Origin of the sequence: Winogradskyella litoriviva (assembly GCF_013249065.1) — a bacterium.
Lineage (GTDB): Bacteria > Bacteroidota > Bacteroidia > Flavobacteriales > Flavobacteriaceae > Winogradskyella > Winogradskyella litoriviva.
Genome location: NZ_JABRWQ010000005.1, coordinates 385,541 through 404,967, shown reverse-complemented (window position 1 = coordinate 404,967; position 19,427 = coordinate 385,541). Strand labels below are relative to the sequence as shown.

Below are 19,427 nucleotides of genomic sequence, written 5' to 3'. Positions count from 1 at the left end.
AAAGGGTAGTTTGTATGTCTATATAATATGCATCAATCAATCAAAATCATTTTCGCCTTGTTTATTTCAGTTAAGCTCTATGCTACTGACTATAAACCTCCTATCATTTTTTCTAAAGCAGAATTTGTAAATACATCAACCACAAGAATTCCGTTTAAAGTAATTGACCAGCTTATTGTTGTAGAAGTTGAACTCCTAAATAAGGAAGGTAATTTTATTATAGATACTGGGTCTGAAACCTTAATTTTAAACAGCGTTCATTATAAAGCTTCAAGATCCTATAGATCGAATAACAAACAACGAAGTGGAATTCATAATGAAATTGAAGATGTAGAAGAAAAATACCTTCAAAAACTTAGTTTAGAAGATTTTAGGTTAGAAAATCTAAATGCTGATGTTATCGATTTATCTCATATAGAAAAGATTAAGAAAATTGAAGTTTTAGGCATTATTGGTTTTAGCGTATTGAAAGATTTTGAAATTTTTATTGATATGCACTTAAATCAAATTACGTTGACTAAAACAGATAAGAATGGTGAGCGTTTGTCCCAAAAAGTTTATGCAGAAACAATCCATGATAGCATTGATTTTAAACTGAAGAAGCACACAATAATTATTGATGCACAAATTGAAAATAAACAAGTGAAATTTGGATTAGATACAGGTGCAGAATACAATCAACTGAATAAAAATATAGATTCAGAAATTTTAGACTATTTTTATCCTAGTAAAGAATTAAAACTTACAGGTGCTAGCGGTAAGAAATTGAAAGTTATGGCAGGAAAATTGTATAGAGTTAGATTGAATGATTCAATTTACTTTGGACCAATGAAAACTGTACTTACTAATTTAAGGCAAATGAATAGTGCATTTGGCACTAATCTTGATGGCATTCTTGGTTTTGAATTTTTCGCTCAACAACGAACGATTATTAACTACAAAAAACAGAAACTCTATTTTATTAAGTTTCCGATTATAAAGCCTTGAAAATAAAAACAAATCATCTTTTTTTTCTCCTATTAACTTTACTATTTAGCTGTAAAATTTTTGCCCAAAGCAAAACAAAAAAAGGCTTTGATATTAAAGGTGAGCAGGTCACTTTTGTATTCAACGTTAATGATTATCCCAATATTAAAAATAATGGTGTTAAAATAAAAGATGTTTTTGTTTCTGGCGAATTTAATAATTGGGCATTAGACCAATGGCCAATGACTAAGGTCAATGATACTATTTACCAATTAAAAAAAGACCTTTCGGTATTTACTTCAAATTTTGGATGGGAATTTAAGTTTATAGTTAACAGTGAACATTGGGCAGAACCAACAAGCGATTTTGAAAACAGCGTAGACGCAAAAAACCCTGATGGTTTTCCATTAATGGTTTACAACCTTAAGCTTTATAGTGCTTTTGCTACAGATTATGGCAACGTTAATTTTGAGCTGAAAGGCTTCAAGGATGCCAAAAAAGTTATTTTAAGTGGCACGTTTAACCGTTGGGACGAAACTGGTTTTTTAATGAAGCCAACAGACGATGGTTGGAAAGTGACTTTACAATTGAAACCAGATATCTATCATTACAAATTTATAATTGATGGAATATGGATGGAAGACCCACAAAACCCTTCAAAAATTGAAAACGAATACAGTGGTTACAATTCTGTAATTGATGTACAAAAAAACGTAACCTTTCAATTATGTGATTTTAACGATGCCAAAACCGTGATTTTAAGTGGTGATTTTAATGATTGGTCTATAGAGGACTATAAAATGATATGGCAAGACAATTGCTGGACATACAACAAAAGATTATCTGGCGGAAAACACCATTATAAATTTATAGTTGATGGCCAATGGATTACTGACCCACATAATTCGGTAAAAGAATATGATGGCAACGGGAATATTAACTCCGTTTGTATGGTAAAATAATTACGCTTTAATCTTTTTTAGTTCTTAATATTTCAAGTTTCGCAAAACGCAAAAGCAATTTTTTAGTATCTCCATTCTGAAACTTTATTTCCGCTTTGGCATCGCCTCCAACACCTTCTAACTTCATCACTTCTCCTCGCCCAAAACGTTGATGATTTACAGTATTACCAACAGTTAATTTACTGTCAAAAAGATTTGTTACACCTTCGGTTTTACTTACTTTCTTTAATTTTTTTGGTGTACTAATTTTAAAGTTCTCAGGTTTTTTGCTCATTTCTTTTTTCTGAATCTTTGCTGTTTTAGGTTTTGCAAATCTAACACGATTTGGTTCTATATCTCCAAATATAGAAGCATCTAACATAGGATTAAAACGCTCTTTTAATGGCGTTGTTATATTTATAAATTCGTCATCAATCTCTTCGATAAAACGACTTGGTTCTGCATCTATTAATTTTCCCCATCGATATCTCGATAAGGTATACGTTAAGTACGCTTGTTTTTCTGCTCTTGTTAATGCTACATAAAATAAACGTCGCTCCTCTTCTAATTCACTTCTCGTATTCATGCTCATGGCACTAGGAAATAAATCTTCTTCCATACCAACAATAAATACATGTCCAAATTCTAATCCTTTGGCTAAGTGAATGGTCATTAAAGCCACATGGTCTGGATTACCTTTATCTGCATCCAAATCTGTTGCTAAGGCAATATCTTCTAAAAACTCTGCTAAAGAATCACCAGCATCTGCCAATTCCATTTGTCCTTCAACAAAATCTTTAATACCATTGAGTAATTCTTGTACGTTATCTAATTTAGTAACGCCTTCTGGTGTTACATCCTTACCCAACTCTCTTACTAAGCCACTTGTTTTAGATACATGTTCTGCCAAATCAAACGCATTAGCAGTTTGGTTCATTACTTTGTAACTTTCTATAAGTGTTACAAAATCTCGAAGCTTGTTTTTGGTGCCATTGTTAATATTGATATTTATTGTATCAATTTCTTTAATAACATCATAGATAGTTTTTCCAGTTGCATTAGCTGCAACTATTAAACGATCTACAGTGGTTTGGCCAATACCTCTTGCAGGATAATTAATAACACGCTTTAGCGCTTCTTCATCTGCAGAATTAAGAATAAGACGTAAATATGCGGTTACATCTTTTATTTCTTTGCGTTGGTAAAAGGATAATCCGCCATAAATTCTGTAAGGAATATCTCGTTTTCTCAACGCATCTTCAATGGCTCTAGACTGCGCATTTGTACGATATAAAACAGCAAAATCACTATTATGGAGTTGTTCGTTCATTTTGGTTTCCCAAATTGTACTTGCTACATATCGTCCTTCGTCACCATCTGTCATTGCTCTGTGCACAATAACCTTTTCTCCAACATCATTTGCTGTCCAAACTATTTTATCGAGCTTGGTTTTATTATGTTCAATAACTGAATTTGCTGCACCAACAATATTTTTAGTAGAACGGTAATTTTGCTCTAAACGGTACATTTTAACACCATCGTAATCCTTCTGGAAATTTAAAATATTATTAATGTTTGCACCACGAAACGCATAGATACTTTGGGCATCATCACCAACCACACAAATATTTTGAAAACGGTCTGCCAATGCTCTTACTATTAGATACTGCGAGTGGTTAGTATCTTGGTACTCATCAACTAAAATATATCTAAACTTATTTTGGTATTGTGCCAACACATTAGGAAAACGCGTTAACAGCTCATTGGTTCTTAATAATAAATCATCAAAATCCATAGCACCTGCTTTAAAGCAGCGATCTACATATTCTTTATAAATCTCACCCATTCTTGGACGCCTTGCCATAGCATCAGCTTCCATTAGTTCTGGATTCTTAAAATAGGCTTTTACAGTAACGAGGTTATTTTTATAGGAAGAGATTCTGCTATAAACTTGTTTGGTTTTATAGATATCTTTATCGAGTCCCATTTCTTTAATTATAGAACCCATTAATTTTTGCGAATCTTGCGTATCGTAAATTGTAAAATTACTCGGAAAACCTAAATGATGCCCTTCAAAACGTAAAATCTTAGCAAAAACGGAGTGAAATGTTCCCATCCAAAGGTTCTTAGCTTCACCGTCACCAACAATATCAGCAATTCTACCTTTCATCTCTTTGGCTGCTTTATTGGTAAAGGTTAATGCCAAAATATTGAAAGAATCGACACCTTTACTCATTAAATAAGCTATGCGATAGGTAAGCACACGGGTTTTACCAGAACCAGCACCAGCAATGATAATCATTGGTCCATCTACCTGAATTGTAGGTTCTAATTGTGCGTCATTAAGCTGACTGAGATATTTTTCCAAGCTAAAATTTTTTGAAGCAGTAAAATTACGGATACTCTTATAGTTATCCGAATTGAAATGCGATAAATATTAAAACATTGTTATAAAGTACTGATTTTTATTGCTTTTTAAGGAGTCCATCACCTGTCATAGCAGTTAATAATCCTTGCTTAACATTTAACCAAACAAAATTAAATATAGATTTAGTTACATCTCTTTTTACTTCTTTATCTTGTCCAAAACGAAAATTATTATTTTGTTTTTCACTATTAGTTGAAACTATCATGTTCACTAACTTTGAAAGAAATCTGTTTTTTTCCTTTCCGTTCTTTTTTAAAATGGCAACTTCAAAATCATCATATTTCATTTTAAAATCAACACGAGAAACATTGTTGTTACCAGCAATTGTAAAATAAGTTTGCTTTAACTCACCATTAAAATCTACATTAAGATTAGCTTTTGTAAACTGATCTAGTTGATCGGCATTAAAACGTTTTAAATTGGCTTTAAACTCAAACTTATCAGTAACATCTGCTACTTTAAAGCTCCAATTGAATTTTAATACTGAGGTATCCATAAATAATGAATTCACCTTTATTTCTGTTGGTTTCAATTGGTTAATATTTCCTACGTTTAGAATTTTAGCTTCTATATTAGAAAAACGTAATCGTCCTGCTGGTGTTTCTTTATTTACTTTTTCTAAATATTCTATTGTTCCGTTTGAAACTTCTACTTCACTAAGACCTAATTCAAAATCTAATTTTCTTAACATTGTTGAGTAGAAAGACTTATAACTTGTATCATTTGCCACCAACTTATCCCTGTAAATTTCAGCTTCAGGATAGATGATTTGTACTTTTTGTGATGTTAAGTAAAATTTTTCGTAAGCTCTAAATCCGCAATTTATTTCTTTACATTTTATTTCTTTAATTGTTAGATTGAAATGGTCGCGCTCCTCTTTTAATAGCTCTGAATACTTGTTTCTCTTGTACTTTGTTTTTATCTCAAAATGCTTAAAAACCGCATTATCACAAGTTAATAAAATTGAATCTATATATAAATCATCATATTGATTAATGGCATATTTTACGTTATCTGCATTTAAGTTAAAATCATCATATTTAATTATATTTTCAATTTTGGAGGTTTTTGGATTGATTTGAAGTTTTTTTAATTCAAAATTAAATTCAGGAATACTTAATAATGTTGAATCGGTATCAAAATTTGAAACAAAAATGTCTGCCTTATTCATTTTTATAGTTTCAACATTTATAATACGCTTTAAATCATTTAAAAATCTTTTGTTGTACTCGTCTTTACCAACGTGCCGATTGTAATTGTATTTGAGACTAAGTTGGTCTAAAATTATTGCTTCAACTATAATCTCATCATTGATTAAATAATCCCAATAACTAAGATTTTTAATTACAATACTTTTTAATTGTGCATTGAGAATAGCTTTTTGGGTGATTTTGCCATTAATAGTAACAACTGGAGCATTTATCTCTAAATTTCCAGCAATAACGTTAACGCGCAAAGAGGTATACTCTAGTTTAATAAATCTTGGTAAGCCATTTAAGGCTCTATTAAGTTTATTCTCAACAACATAATTAGCTACAATTGTTAATACTACAAAAACAGAAATTACAACTGCTATTATTAGTCCTTTCTTTTTATATTTTTGCTTCATAGTTTTAACAATTTAATTTTTAAAATAAATTAACTTTACATGCTCAAGTTTCAACTTAGCTAAATGAAGAATTTATTCTTGACTAAAAAAGATTTATTCTTAACTCAAAAAACAAAACACATGGATATCGATAAAATAATAGAACTAATATTTAACATTGCTCCTGCTCTAGTCGTTGGCGCTATTGCCTACTATTTTTTTAAAATGCATACGGATAATGAAAATAGTAGAAGACGTTTTCTATTACAGAAAGATTTACAAAAAGAAACCTTTCCATTACGCCTACAAGCCTACGAACGTATGGCTCTTTTTTTAGAGCGAATATCACCATCTAAATTATTAACAAGAGTTAACCCAACATCCTCTAATAAAGAGGATTACGAAGCTTTACTTATTGCAACTATTGAGCAAGAATATGAACACAATTTATCACAACAAATTTATGTGAGTGACCAATGTTGGTCTATAACTCAGGCAGCAAAAAACGCAACGATTCAACTAATTAGAAAAGCAACCATGAAAGAACAAACTGATACTGCGAATAAACTTCGTGAGGTTGTGCTAACAGAATTAATGGATAAACCTGCTCCTAGTAATGCTGCTCTTGCTTTTATTAAAGAAGAAGTTAGTGAAATGTGGTAGTTGTAATTGGTAGTTGGTAGTTATTTAATATTGTAATTAATCGCTTTAAGATTTAAAACTCTTATTCATGTCGTTTTTCTGCATAATCGTAGCCTTCATGCCACCATTTTTCCATTAATCGCTTACTAAAAATTAAAGAATTTTCGGTTAAACTTGTTGGTGTATAATACAAATTCAACTTTACACCTTTATTTCTTGCTGCTAGCTTTCCTATCATAATGTCATTATGTTCTACCTGATTTAATAAATGACTAAACAAACTTATCATTAAGGAAAATGGATTTTTACCCAACACTTTTTGTTTACCCAAATTTTCAGCTTCTAATACAATAGCATCAATTTCGGTTGCTCCTCTTAGTATTGCCTCTCTTATAGGAATTACACTTCCCAATCCTCCATCTGCATACTCATAGCCATCAACTTTTGCCAAAGACATAAACGGAATATAATTACAAGAAATCCAAATCCAATTACAAAATTCTTCATACGAACACTCTTGAATAGACTTATACTCTGCTCTATTCATAGATAAATTAGAAACCGTAACTACAACATCATGCTTTTCTTTTCTAATTTGTAAATACTCCTCGTACGTTACATGTTTTCTAATATGCTTTCTAAGCGCTTTACTTTCTCCAAAAGTTCGTTTACGTCTCATAAACTGCCAAAGCGAGTTTATAAAATCTATAGATACATACTCTCTATCACCTTTTTTTCTTTGTATAAAAGGGCTTACACTAAAAATATCGTGTTGTTGTACATTAGTGAAAATATCGTAAAGCTTACCTATTTTCCCTACAGCTAAGTGAGGCACTAGAAGACTACCTGTAGAGGTGCCCAAAAACATGTCGTAATTATGGTTTTCACGCTCCATTAAATACTGAGCAACACCACCTGCAAAAGCACCTTTACTCCCTCCTCCTGATATTACTAATGCTCGCATTAATCCTTGTTTTCTTCTAATTGTTCTGATAATTCCTTTGCAAACTTAACCAATCTCCAGTTATGATGAGATTTTGCCTTCTCTAAATTTAATTTACAGTCGTCATCACAAGACTTCATTAGCTTTAAATAATTAAAAGCACTTATCTGCAAGTCTGCATTATACCCAGCGCCAGTATATTGTTTTAATTCATTAAACAACTCATACTTGTTATCTGCCTCATAATAAGGTGTGTTTAAATTTAATACAATCCACAATAATCTTATATTTTTATCGCTAAAACCACTAATATTTCGTGTTTTAGAAAGATATTTGGCACGCTCTAAAGGAAAGTTAGTCCAAAGATTATATAATGCATTTTCAATTGTAATGTAAGAGTCATCATCTAGTAAAGACTCGTATTCTGTTTTAATATTTTCTGGAATATTTTTAACATGTTGCGCAATAGCTTGCCTTACTTTAAGTCCATTATTAAATGTATCTGCTGTTACCAATTCTGGTACTTGCGAAATAATCTTCGCTTTGGCTTCATCTGACACATAATACTTTAGCTGCTCTGCACATTTAGAAGATTTTGCTTCACAATCTATCATTGAATACTCATTAACAAAACTTGATTGTTTTTTAAGGATTTCAAATGCTTGCTCGTATGGAAAATCTTTGCTTACAATCCAATAATTAACAAAACTGGTTAAAGATTTACCATATACTTTTTGCACCTCAGCAATAAAATCTTTTGTTTCAACATTACCAAACTGATATTTTGTAAGGTAGTTTTTTACAGCTTTCTTAAAAACAGCATCGCCAACCTTATTTTTTAAAGCATGCAGAACAAAAGCTCCTCTTTGGTAAAACGTTAAACTACTTGCCTTTTCGTCTAACAAAGATGTGCCTTTACCTGTTAAATCTTGCCGACTTAAATCGAGGACATTTTGCAATAGTTTAAAATAAAAATAGTCATCACCAAAAATATCACGTTCGGCCAAAAGAGCAAAATACGTTGCAAAACCTTCTTGTAACCAATGATGCTTACCAGATTTTGCTGTAACCAAATCACCAAACCATTGGTGCGCCAACTCATGTGCATTAACGTTTACATAGTTTTTATCATTAAACCCAATAGAGTCAACTACAAATGCATCTGAAAAGATGGTTAGACTCGTATTTTCCATTCCAGCATACAAGAAATCATGAACTGGAACTTGTTTATAATTTTGCCAAGGATACGGAAAGCCGATTTCTTCTTCTAAAAAATCGAACATTTGTTTAGAGTAACGATACGTTGGCTCAAACTTTAAAGAATCTTCTGGGTAATAGTAATATTCTAATGGAATTCCGCTTTTAGAAGTTTCCGTTTTCTTATTGTATTTACCAATGGCTAATGCAACTAGATAGCTAGACATTGGTTTTTTCATATTAAAAATCCATTCACAATAATTTTGAACACATTTTCTTTTTAACATCTTACCATTTGAAATAAGTTCATATTCTGATTCAGAAATAAATGATAAATCAAACTCAACTTTTTCATTAACATCATCAAAACTTGGCAACCAATTACTTGTATATTTCCCTTGTCCTTGAGTCCAAATATTGCGCTCGTTTTCTCTATTTAAAAAATAAAGTGCTTTTTTAGGATATGCTATATATTTAAAAGAAAGATTATAAATACTATCCTTCTTTAAATTATGTTTAATCCATATTTTTTTAGAATCATTATTAAACTCAACCTGTTCATTATTCAACAAAACATTTTCAAACTTCATATTTATTGCATCAATAAAAATGGAATCAGAGTTTTTAAGCATCTTTAAATTGTATTTTACTTTCCCAGTAACTTTTAAAGAATCTGGTACCAAAATTATATTAGCATTTACATTTAAAAAATCCACATAATCCGTTTGCTGAGCGAATGAAAAACTAGCAATAAACAGGCAAAAAAGGGCAAGAAGTCGCTTCATAGATGTTTTTAAAACAAGAATGAGACCAAATTACGCAATTCAATACTAAAATCACATAACTCAAATCTAAAAAACAAATTAGCCGTCATTAATTAACTTTTTATTAAAGAATCACAATATGAATACAAAGGTTGGTCACCTTTTAAATAAATTCAGTTTCCGAACTCCTAAAACAACCTCAAACTATTTAAAAGCCAATTACTAAGCTGATAATTATCAGTTCAATATTTTACACCTTTTTATACATTTAAACTATCCATTTATTCAAAATTCATTTTAAAACCCAACCTATGAATAAGTCACCTTTTGAAATTGGCTATTACCACGAAAATGAACTAAAACTATTAGGCTTTAAGCAAATTGGCACAAACGTTAAAATCGCTAAAAATTGTTTAATTATAGGCATTCCTAATATTTCAATTGGCAGCAATGTAATTATTGATTCTTTTTGCTCAATTATAGCTTCTGAAAGTGGATATTTAAAAATTGGATCGCATGTACACATTGCTTCTTTCTGTCATTTACTGGCATGCGAAGGCATAGAACTAAAAGATTTTAGCGGATTATCTCAAGGCGTAAAAATATACAGTAAAACAGACGACTATTCTGGTCATTTCTTAACAAATCCCACAGTACCAAACGCCTATAAATGCATGAAAAAAGGAGAAGTTATAATTAATGAGCACTCAATTATTGGTGCTGGTTGTGTAATTCTCCCAAATGTAATAATTGGAGAAGGTGTTTCTGTTGGTGCTTTATCCCTTGTTAGCTCCAACCTAGAATCATGGATGATTTACATTGGAAATCCACTAAAAAAGCTAACCAAAAGATCAAAAGATTTGTTAGTAAAAAAACAAGAATTTCTTAACGAAAAAAGAAGCTAACTAAAACAAGAATTAAGAATACTATTATAACACATATTTAATAAAGCAAAATCCCAAAACATGAATACAGTAACAGAGAAAAAAGACATAATACGAAAATACATTATTGAATCTACTTTTGATGATGTAGAAAAAATTAAGGATGACACACTTATTTTTGAAGAAGGCATCCTAGACTCAATGGGCTTATTATTTTTAATTGAATTCTTAAACGAAGAATTTAAAATAAACACAAGCGACGAAGAACTTGTGGCTGAGAATTTTCAATCAATAAATAGCATTCTAACTTTTATAGAAAGTAAAATGTAACCATTCATTTTAACCTTAAAAACATGTGTGGTATTTCCGGCTTTTATAATTTTAATTCAAGCTCAGATAATAAAACTAACACTTTAAGACATATGCTTACCAGAATTAAGCATAGAGGACCAGATGAAAGTGGAATTTATTTATCTGACAAAATAGCGCTTGGCAGCGTACGCTTAAGCATTATAGATTTAAATAAAGGCACAATGCCCTTATCTAATTCTAACAACTCGTTATGGATTGTTTTTAATGGCGAAATATTTAACTACATAGAGCTCAGAGAGGAGCTATTGGCAAAAAAATATATTTTTAAAACACACAGTGATACTGAGGTCATTATTCACTTATACGAGGAATACGGTCCTGATTTTGTTAAAAAACTGAATGGTCAATTTGCAATTGCCATATGGAACAAAAATAAACAAGAATTATTTTTAGCAAGAGACAGAGTTGGCATACGACCACTATTTTACACCCAAATAAATGGCTCCTTTGTTTTTGCATCGGAAATTAAGGCTTTTTTAGAATTTCCAGATTTCACAGCTAAGATATCAGAAAAAGTATTGTCTGAATATTTTACTTTCTGGACACCTTTATCTAATAGCACCATATTTAAAAATGTTTTTGAATTGCCTCCAGGAACTTACATGATAATTAACGCCAATTCTAAAACCCAAAAAACATATTGGGAATTACCAATTAAAAAAACTGGTGCATATAAATTTAATAACGCAAAAGAAGCGTCTCAAGAATTTGAAACCATTTTTACAGATGCCGTTAAAATTAGATTAAGAGCAGATGTTCAAGTTGCTGCTTATTTAAGCGGTGGATTAGACTCTAGCATCACCACATCATTTATTAAAAAAATAAACGCAGATAATCTTAGAACGTTTTCTATTGGTTTTACAGAAAAAGACTTTGATGAATCATCTTATCAATCTATTGCACAAGGCTTTTTTAAAACAGAGCATTCTAGCATAACATGTAGCCCAAACGATATATCAACAAATTTTAAAAATGTAATATGGCACACAGAAGCACCATTACTAAGAACAGCACCAACACCAATGAGCTTGCTTGCCAAAAGCGTGCGCGACCAAAATATTAAAGTAGTTATTACAGGCGAAGGTGCTGACGAACTTTTTGGAGGTTATAATATTTTTAAAGAAACAAAAATCAAACATTTTTGGGCCAAAGATACTCAATCTAAATACCGTCCGTTGTTATTAAGAAAATTATACCCATATATTCCTCAAATAAAAAATGCAAACAGCACCATCTTAAAAGTGTTTTTTGGCTTCAAACTAAACGAAACAAAATCCCCTATTTATTCACATTTATTACGATGGAATAACACATCTAGAATCAACAATTTCTTATCTAATGATTTCAAAAAAGTCATTAATGATTATAACCCAATTGCTAAAATCGAAGAACAATTACGTGACAAACTTAAAGGTTACGATTACCTCACAAAAGCACAATGGATTGAACTTAATTACTTTATGTCTAAATACCTTCTATCCTCTCAAGGTGATAGAATGGCAATGGCAAACTCTGTAGAAGGACGCTATCCTTTCTTAGACCATAGAGTAATAGAATTTTGCATGAAACTAAACCCAGACCTCAAACTCAATGGTTTAAATGAAAAATATCTATTAAAGCATCTTATGAAAGGTAGATTGCCAGACTCTATCTTAAACCGACCAAAACAAGCCTACAGAGCACCAATTAGAAGCACATTTTTCTCTGAAGACTTACCCGTTTACCTAAAACAAATGCTTTCGGACGAGACAATAAAAAATTTCGGCATTTTCAATCCAAAATTTGTGAATCAATTAATTAAAAAAATGAAACTAAATAAGCAAGTTTCAGAAATTGATAAAATGGCTATCACTGCAATACTATCAACGCAAATATTATATGATTTATATGTTAAACAATCCATACCAAAACTACAAGAAAATGACCTTGTAACCTTAAATAAAACCATTTTAGATTACTAAAATTTATAAAAACTTAATTATGAAACGAGCATGTTCAATTTTTTATCAATCAAACGAATGATTAATTGCGAATAGCATGTGACAATTAAAAATTAATAAAAACAAACACATGAAATCAACACGAAAACCTTTTTCAAAAGATATTTTACATATCGATAATATTGAAGCCGTTTGTAACGACATAATAACTAAATTAAGAACAGATGTGTCTAAAAAATTACAGCGCAGAGGTGCTGTTATTGGTATAAGTGGTGGCATTGACTCTTCTGTTTGTATGGCATTATCAGCTCTAGCTTTTGGACCAAAAAAAGTGACTGCTATTATGCTTCCAGAGCAAGATTCTAGTGACGACAGTAAAATGTTAGCAAAAAAATTAGCTACCAAATTCGGTGTTACCGAAACTTTAATAGAGGACATTACTAAAGCTTTAGATGGTTTTGGATGTTATAAAAGAAGAGATGAAGCCATAGCAAGAGTAATTACCAATTTTAATCCAGAAGTTGATAAAGCCAAAATTGAAATTAAGCAAGACGTAGCTTCAAATTTACCTCCAGCTTTTTCTATTACAGTTATTAAACCAGATGGAGAAGTGATAAGCAAACTACTACCTGTTAAAGAATATCTTCAAATTGTAGCATCGACTAATTTTAAACAACGTAGCAGAATGAGCATGTTGTATTATCACGCAGAAAGATTGCATTATGCTGTCATTGGCACGCCAAATAAACATGAGGTAGAACAAGGCTTTTTTGTTAAATATGGTGATGGTGGCGCAGATGTAATGCCAATTGGTCATTTATACAAAACACAGGTTTATCAAATAGCAAAATATATTGGTATACCTCAAGAAATTATTGACAGAACACCAACTACAGATACTTATACTGCCGAACAAACACAAGAGGATTTCTTCTACCAAATGCCTTTTGAATCTATGGATTTAATCTGGTATGGTTGGGAAAATGACTATCCTGCAGATGAAGTTGGCAAAGTAATGGGCAGAACAACTAAAGATATTGAGAATATCTATAGAAATTTTGAACGAAAAAGAAAAACGACAGCATACCTAAGAATGCGACCTATATTTTAAAACGTAATCCTATGAATGTTTTTGACTACCTATTCAATTCAACTAAAGACCTAGAAAAGGATTTCTTGTTGGGTTCTAAAGAAACAATTTCATTTAAAAAGCTATACAACGACAGTTTAAAAATAGCTTCTTACTTAAAGGAAACTATTGGCGAACACCAAAATGTGTTATTAATTAGTCCGAATTCTGTGTTTTTTTTAACAGCCTATTTAGGAATTCTAAAATCTGGAAACACATGTGTTCCGCTTAATTATGCCATAGAGCAAAGTAATTTAGATTACATCCTTAAAAAAACAGAAAGTACAACCGTTTTTATAGCAAAAGGAATAAAACGCAAATTAAAATTAGATGAAGATATCCATGCAATAGAAGAACGAAAATCATTATCTATTTTAAATACGCAACAACCTGTTGACTTTAACTTAGATTTTGATAATAACCGAGTAGCAGAAATTATTTTCACTTCGGGTTCTACAGGTGAACCAAAAGGTGTAATGCTTAGTCATAAGAATATTATAGCCAATACAGATTCTATTATTGAATATTTAAAACTAAGCTCAACAGACATTATAAGTGTAGTTCTTCCGTTCTTCTATTGTTACGGATTATCGCTTTTACACACCCATTTAAAAGTTGGAGGCTCTATTGTTTTAAATAACAGCTTCATCTTTTTAGGTTCAGTTATCAATGATTTAAAAACATATAAATGCACAGGCTTTGCAGGTGTACCAAGTCATTTTCAAATATTATTAAAAAAATCGAAAACCTTTAAAACTGAAGAATTTCCAGATTTAAGATACATTACACAAGCAGGAGGCAAATTGCATGCTATTTTTATTGAAGAGTTCACAAAAGCCTTCCCTAACAAAGAATTTTACGTAATGTATGGGCAAACTGAAGCCACAGCAAGGCTATCTTACTTACCACCAGAATTTTTAAAAACCAAAACAAGTTCAATAGGTAAAGCCATCCCAAACGTAGAGTTAAAAGTTGTAAACCCTAAAGGTGAAACTGCAGAAATAAATGAAGAAGGCGAATTACTTGCAAGAGGAGAAAACATAATGCTCGGCTATTTTAAGAATATAAAAGAAACAGATTTTGCTATTAAAAATGGATGGTTACATACAGGTGACGTTGCCAAAATGGACGAAGATGGGTTTTTCTACATTATGGCAAGAAAAAAAGAAATCATAAAAGTAGGCGGCAAAAGAGTTAGCCCTAAAGAAATTGAGGCTGTTATTCTATCAGTCCCAGAAGTTGTTGATTGTACAATAACAGGTTTGGATGACGATTTATTAGGCGAAGCAATTCTTGCAACCGTTGTACTAAAAGATAGTAATGATGAGAAAAAACTGAAAATAAAAATACTCCAAGAATGCTCTAAACATTTATCACATTACAAAATCCCACAAAAAATTGAATTTGAAAAATCTATTAAAATGAGTCTAACAGGCAAAAAAAGCAATAAACGCTTATCATTTAATAAACCTTAACCAAATGAAGAGCTATATCATGTATAAAAATTAGTGCATGACAATTAATCAATGAGATTCCTTTTTTCAAAGGAATTGGGTAAATTCGCAATTATGAGTGCGAATTTACAAACTCCCATTGATTACCTCAAAGGTGTTGGTCCAAACCGAGCGGATTTATTGCGTTCGGAGTTAGGTATTCACACCTATCAAGACCTCATCAACTTATTCCCAAATCGATACATAGACCGCACACACTATTACAAAATAAATCAGTTATTACGTAATGGTGCTGAAGTACAGATTATAGGCAAATTAATGGGCTTTAGAGAAGTGGCTCAAAAACGTGGTAAACGATTGGTTGCTGACTTTAGAGATGACACCGGACAAATGGAATTGGTTTGGTTTCGTGGTCAGAAATGGATTAGAGAAAGTCTTAAATCAGGACAAACCTATGTGATTTTTGGCAAAACCAATTGGTTTGGCGGAAAATACAGTATGCCACATCCTGAAATTGAATTGCAAAAAGAACACGAAAGCAATCTGCGTTCTGCCATGCAAGCCATATATCCTTCAACCGAAAAATTATCGAATAAAGGCATTACAAACAAAGTTACTTCCAAAATAATGCAGCAATTATTTTTGGAAACTAAAGGTCGATTTGTTGAAACATTACCAGATTCTATTTTGAAAGAATTAAAATTAATCTCGAAATCTGAAGCACTTTTTAATATTCATTTTCCCAAGACGCCAGAGCTGCTAGCAAGAGCAAAATTTAGATTAAAATTTGAAGAATTATTCTACATTCAACTGCAATTAATTATTAAAAATCTCATTCATAAATCTAAAATAAAAGGCTTTGCTTTTGATAAAGTTGGCACTTATTTTAACAACTTTTACAAAGACCATTTACCCTTTGAATTGACCAATGCGCAGAAACGCGTTTTAAAAGAAATTAGACACGATTTGGGTAGTAATGCCCAAATGAATAGGCTTTTACAAGGCGATGTAGGTTCTGGGAAGACCATAGTTGCATTTATGTCAATACTCATGGGACTTGACAACGGTTTTCAATGCTGTCTCATGGCGCCAACTGCTATTTTGTCAGTTCAGCACTATCAAGGACTACACGAACTATGTAAACCTTTAGGAATCAGCATTTCATTACTCACAGGTTCAACTAAAACTTCAGAACGAAAAATTATTCATGAAAATCTAGAAAACGGTAGTTTACAACTCTTAATTGGCACACACGCGCTACTTGAGGACAAAGTGAAATTTAAAAATTTAGGACTCGCAATTATTGATGAACAACATCGATTTGGCGTAAAACAGAGAAGTAAATTATGGCATAAAAGCCCACCTCAATCCTCCCAAAAGGAGGAAGCCAAAAACGTGCTAAAAAAATATATGACCGCTCGTCCTTCGGCTTACAATTTGATGAAAACATTTCAGCAAGAAAACAAAAAAAATAGCACAGAAGCTGAACGAATTTTATGGGAATGTTTAAGAGCTAAAAAATTAGATTTCAAATTTAGGCGTCAACATATTATTGATGAATTTATTGTAGATTTTGTTAATATTGAAAAAAACTTAGTCATTGAAATTGATGGAGGATATCATAACAGTTTACAACAAAAAGAGGTTGATGAAATAAGGACATTGATATTAAAAGATTTAGGCTTTAAAGTTATTCGATTCTCAAATGAACAAATCATTGGAGACATAGATAATGTAATAAGCCATATAGAAAAGGAGCTAAAAAGTCTCCCTTCTGGGGAGATTAGAGGGGCAACTATTCCGCCGCATATTCTTGTAATGACTGCAACGCCAATTCCGAGAACCTTAGCCATGTCTGTTTATGGCGACTTAGATATTTCAATTATTGACGAATTACCAGCCGGAAGAAAACCGATAAAAACGGTACATAGATATGACAATAATCGACTCAAAGTTTTCAAGTTTATGAAAGACGAAATTGCTTTAGGTCGCCAAATTTATATTGTCTATCCATTAATTCAAGAAAGCGAAAAAATGGATTACAAAGATTTAATGGATGGTTATGAAAGTGTCTCTAGAGAATTCCCAATGCCAGATTATCAAATTTCTATTGTACACGGAAAAATGAAACCAGATGACAAAGATTATGAGATGCAACGTTTTGTAAAAGGCGAAACTCAAATAATGGTAGCTACAACCGTCATTGAAGTTGGCGTAAATGTACCAAACGCATCTGTAATGATAATTGAAAGTGCGGAACGTTTTGGTTTATCGCAATTACACCAGTTACGTGGACGTGTTGGTAGAGGTGCAGAACAAAGTTATTGTATATTAATGACGAGCCACAAACTAAGTCAAGATAGTAAAACAAGATTAGAAACGATGGTACGCAGTAGTGATGGTTTTGAAATTGCCGAAGTAGATTTAAAACTACGTGGACCAGGCGACATCATGGGAACACAACAAAGCGGTGTATTAAACCTTAGAATTGCAGATATTGTAAAAGACAAGGATATATTAGAACAAGCACGTTATTATGCTAAAAACGTACTTAAAACAGACCCAAGCCTAGCTCTACCTGACCATAAAATGATTCTTTTTACTTACCGACAAATGAGTAAGTTTAAAAACATTTGGAACTACATAAGTTAAAACATACAAAAAAAGGAGACACAGTACGTATCTCCTCTTTCTTCTTTTTCAAAGCTAATTTTATATTAGGCAACTTGCGCCTCATGCTTACCTTCGTAAACCTCTTCTACTAATTTTGCATTAAATGCTGGTAAATCTTCTGGTGAACGACTGGTTACTAATCCAGAATCTACAACTACTTCTTCATCTACCCAATTTGCACCTGCATTAATTAAATCGGTCTTAATAGAATCGTAAGATGTGATTTTTCTATCTTTAAGAACATCTGCTTCTGCTAACAACCATGGTGCATGGCAAATAGCTGCTACTGGTTTATGATTTTCAAAAAATGATTTCACAAAATTTACAGCATCTTCATTTTTCCTTAAAATATCAGGATTTATCTGTCCTCCAGGTAGCATTAACGCGTTGTAATCTTTTTGATTAACTTCATTTAACGTTTTATCTACTTTATAAGAGTTACTCCAATTTCCATCGGCCCAACCTTTAATTTCTCCAGATTCTAAGGATACAATATGTACATCTGCTCCGGCGTTTTCTAAGGCTTTTTTCGGCTCTCTTAATTCGCTTTCTTCAAATCCGTTTGTGGCTAAAATTGCTACTGTCTTTTTATTTAAATTTTCCATTTCTGTATATGTGTTTTAATTTGTTTTTTACTTTTATTCTTTTCGGTAATAATTTTTAAGACTATAGGTAAACCCTAATTAACACTCATATTTATTTCATTAATTTGTATCGCATTCATAGCTTTACCTATTAAGGTTTCACCTTGTAAAATTTCAAAAGTCGTTTTATTTGGTGCATCATCATGTAACGCTTTTACTAGAGTTTGTGCCACATCTGCTCTACTAATTTCGCCTTCTTTGTTTAATTTTTCACTTAATTCAATTTTGCTATTCCCTTCAGAATTATTTAAAGTTCCTGGTCTCACAATTACATAATTTAATTCACTATTTCTTAAATGTTCGTCTGCATTTTGCTTGGCTTTCATATAATCTACCATGCCTTCAACAGCTTCCGGATTATCTGCTCCCATAGAGCTTAACATTACAAACTTATTAACGTCAGCCATTTTAGAAACATCTATTAATCGTTTTGCACCTTCTTGATCAACTTCAACTACATTTTTCCCACCTGAACCTGCGGCAAATATTACTTTATCAATATTCTGTACCGCATTTGTTAAATCTTTGGTTAAGTCTGCTAAAACGGTTTCTACGCCATCTACATTAAATTGCTCTAACTGTTCTTCTTTTCTAACCATAGCAATAGGATTAAAGTATTGCGATGCTTTTAGAAGGTTTACTATTTTTTTTCCTGTGGTACCATTGGCACCAGCTACTAATATATTTTCCATATTTCTTTTTATTTACTATTTACATAAAATGCATATATAACTCCTGGCAACCATCCTATTAATGTTAATAGAATACTGATTAGGAATTCAGTCCCTACACCATGCTTTAAGAAAACTGCTAAAGGTGGTAATAGAATACTGAGAATAATTGTTAATAATGACATGTTATG

At 31.7% G+C, this 19,427-nt stretch carries 16 protein-coding genes; 9 read left to right on the top strand and 7 right to left on the bottom strand.

The features are described from left to right. Positions 1-27 precede the first annotated feature (27 nt). Positions 28-987 carry an aspartyl protease family protein gene (locus tag HNV10_RS13295; protein ID WP_173301871.1) on the top strand — a complete coding sequence of 320 codons (960 nt, stop codon included), beginning with the start codon at positions 28-30 and terminating at the stop codon, positions 985-987. Then, positions 984-1,928, top strand: a complete 945-nt coding sequence (locus tag HNV10_RS13290; RefSeq protein ID WP_173301870.1) for a hypothetical protein — start codon at positions 984-986, stop codon at positions 1,926-1,928. Before HNV10_RS13295 ends, HNV10_RS13290 begins: the two co-directional genes overlap by 4 nt. Positions 1,929-1,935: 7 nt before the next feature. Here HNV10_RS13290 and HNV10_RS13285 read toward each other — a convergent pair whose 3' ends face one another. After that, positions 1,936-4,275: an ATP-dependent helicase gene (locus HNV10_RS13285; RefSeq protein ID WP_173301869.1), complete on the bottom strand. Its 2,340-nt coding sequence runs from the start codon at positions 4,273-4,275 to the stop codon at positions 1,936-1,938. 97 nt (positions 4,276-4,372) lie between these two features. Continuing rightward, the gene (locus HNV10_RS13280) at positions 4,373-5,944 is read right to left on the bottom strand and encodes a hypothetical protein (protein ID WP_173301868.1); all 1,572 of its coding nucleotides are present in this window, start codon (positions 5,942-5,944) and stop codon (positions 4,373-4,375) included. A 120-nt stretch (positions 5,945-6,064) separates the two neighbouring features. On the opposite strand from HNV10_RS13280, the gene HNV10_RS13275 reads away from it, so the two are divergent. Then, complete coding sequence (locus HNV10_RS13275) at positions 6,065-6,586, top strand: DUF7935 family protein (RefSeq protein ID WP_173301906.1); 522 nt, start codon at positions 6,065-6,067, stop codon at positions 6,584-6,586. Positions 6,587-6,647: 61 nt separating this feature from the next. Here the strand turns inward: HNV10_RS13275 and HNV10_RS13270 are convergent, their stop codons facing one another. Both HNV10_RS13270 and HNV10_RS13265 read right to left on the bottom strand, forming a co-directional pair. Continuing rightward, the gene (locus HNV10_RS13270) at positions 6,648-7,529 is read right to left on the bottom strand and encodes a patatin-like phospholipase family protein (RefSeq protein ID WP_173301867.1); all 882 of its coding nucleotides are present in this window, start codon (positions 7,527-7,529) and stop codon (positions 6,648-6,650) included. Further along, the gene (locus tag HNV10_RS13265; protein ID WP_173301866.1) at positions 7,529-9,490 is read right to left on the bottom strand and encodes a M1 family metallopeptidase; all 1,962 of its coding nucleotides are present in this window, start codon (positions 9,488-9,490) and stop codon (positions 7,529-7,531) included. The genes HNV10_RS13270 and HNV10_RS13265 overlap by 1 nt, the downstream gene beginning before the upstream one ends. Before the next feature lie 290 nt (positions 9,491-9,780). On the opposite strand from HNV10_RS13265, the gene HNV10_RS13260 reads away from it, so the two are divergent. The 6 genes from HNV10_RS13260 (at position 9,781) to HNV10_RS13235 (ending at position 17,900) form a co-directional block, all read left to right on the top strand. After that, positions 9,781-10,374, top strand: coding sequence for an acyltransferase (locus HNV10_RS13260; RefSeq protein ID WP_173301865.1), 594 nt, complete (start codon positions 9,781-9,783; stop codon positions 10,372-10,374). Between the two features lie 60 nt (positions 10,375-10,434). Beyond that, positions 10,435-10,683 carry an acyl carrier protein gene (locus tag HNV10_RS13255; RefSeq protein ID WP_173301864.1) on the top strand — a complete coding sequence of 83 codons (249 nt, stop codon included), beginning with the start codon at positions 10,435-10,437 and terminating at the stop codon, positions 10,681-10,683. 23 nt (positions 10,684-10,706) lie between these two features. Continuing rightward, complete coding sequence (gene asnB, locus HNV10_RS13250) at positions 10,707-12,686, top strand: asparagine synthase (glutamine-hydrolyzing) (protein WP_173301863.1); 1,980 nt, start codon at positions 10,707-10,709, stop codon at positions 12,684-12,686. A gap of 109 nt (positions 12,687-12,795) precedes the next feature. Then, positions 12,796-13,776 carry an NAD(+) synthase gene (nadE, locus tag HNV10_RS13245; protein WP_173301862.1) on the top strand — a complete coding sequence of 327 codons (981 nt, stop codon included), beginning with the start codon at positions 12,796-12,798 and terminating at the stop codon, positions 13,774-13,776. 11 nt (positions 13,777-13,787) lie between these two features. After that, on the top strand, positions 13,788-15,269 hold the full coding sequence (locus HNV10_RS13240) for a class I adenylate-forming enzyme family protein (protein ID WP_173301861.1): 1,482 nt from the start codon (positions 13,788-13,790) through the stop codon (positions 15,267-15,269). Positions 15,270-15,362: 93 nt separating this feature from the next. Beyond that, on the top strand, positions 15,363-17,900 hold the full coding sequence (locus HNV10_RS13235) for a DUF559 domain-containing protein (RefSeq protein ID WP_173301860.1): 2,538 nt from the start codon (positions 15,363-15,365) through the stop codon (positions 17,898-17,900). Between the two features lie 65 nt (positions 17,901-17,965). Here HNV10_RS13235 and HNV10_RS13230 read toward each other — a convergent pair whose 3' ends face one another. The 3 genes from HNV10_RS13230 to HNV10_RS13220 all read right to left on the bottom strand — a co-directional run bounded on the left by HNV10_RS13230 (position 17,966) and on the right by HNV10_RS13220 (position 19,421). Further along, complete coding sequence (locus HNV10_RS13230; protein WP_173301859.1) at positions 17,966-18,526, bottom strand: type 1 glutamine amidotransferase domain-containing protein; 561 nt, start codon at positions 18,524-18,526, stop codon at positions 17,966-17,968. A 74-nt stretch (positions 18,527-18,600) separates the two neighbouring features. Then, positions 18,601-19,257: an SDR family oxidoreductase gene (locus tag HNV10_RS13225; RefSeq protein WP_173301858.1), complete on the bottom strand. Its 657-nt coding sequence runs from the start codon at positions 19,255-19,257 to the stop codon at positions 18,601-18,603. 8 nt (positions 19,258-19,265) lie between these two features. Beyond that, positions 19,266-19,421, bottom strand: a complete 156-nt coding sequence (locus tag HNV10_RS13220) for a YqaE/Pmp3 family membrane protein (RefSeq protein ID WP_157363307.1) — start codon at positions 19,419-19,421, stop codon at positions 19,266-19,268. Between the last annotated feature and the right edge of the window lie 6 nt (positions 19,422-19,427).

Coding starts and splice junctions, on each gene's coding strand:
- HNV10_RS13220 (WP_157363307.1), bottom strand. CDS start 19,421: ATGTCATTATTAACAATTATTCTCAGTATTCTATTACCACCTTTAGCA.
- HNV10_RS13270 (WP_173301867.1), bottom strand. CDS start 7,529: ATGCGAGCATTAGTAATATCAGGAGGAGGGAGTAAAGGTGCTTTTGCA.
- HNV10_RS13265 (WP_173301866.1), bottom strand. CDS start 9,490: ATGAAGCGACTTCTTGCCCTTTTTTGCCTGTTTATTGCTAGTTTTTCA.
- HNV10_RS13280 (WP_173301868.1), bottom strand. CDS start 5,944: ATGAAGCAAAAATATAAAAAGAAAGGACTAATAATAGCAGTTGTAATT.
- HNV10_RS13225 (WP_173301858.1), bottom strand. CDS start 19,257: ATGGAAAATATATTAGTAGCTGGTGCCAATGGTACCACAGGAAAAAAA.
- HNV10_RS13230 (WP_173301859.1), bottom strand. CDS start 18,526: ATGGAAAATTTAAATAAAAAGACAGTAGCAATTTTAGCCACAAACGGA.
- HNV10_RS13240 (WP_173301861.1), top strand. CDS start 13,788: ATGAATGTTTTTGACTACCTATTCAATTCAACTAAAGACCTAGAAAAG.
- HNV10_RS13235 (WP_173301860.1), top strand. CDS start 15,363: ATGAGTGCGAATTTACAAACTCCCATTGATTACCTCAAAGGTGTTGGT.
- nadE (WP_173301862.1), top strand. CDS start 12,796: ATGAAATCAACACGAAAACCTTTTTCAAAAGATATTTTACATATCGAT.
- HNV10_RS13295 (WP_173301871.1), top strand. CDS start 28: ATGCATCAATCAATCAAAATCATTTTCGCCTTGTTTATTTCAGTTAAG.
- HNV10_RS13255 (WP_173301864.1), top strand. CDS start 10,435: ATGAATACAGTAACAGAGAAAAAAGACATAATACGAAAATACATTATT.
- HNV10_RS13260 (WP_173301865.1), top strand. CDS start 9,781: ATGAATAAGTCACCTTTTGAAATTGGCTATTACCACGAAAATGAACTA.
- HNV10_RS13275 (WP_173301906.1), top strand. CDS start 6,065: ATGGATATCGATAAAATAATAGAACTAATATTTAACATTGCTCCTGCT.
- asnB (WP_173301863.1), top strand. CDS start 10,707: ATGTGTGGTATTTCCGGCTTTTATAATTTTAATTCAAGCTCAGATAAT.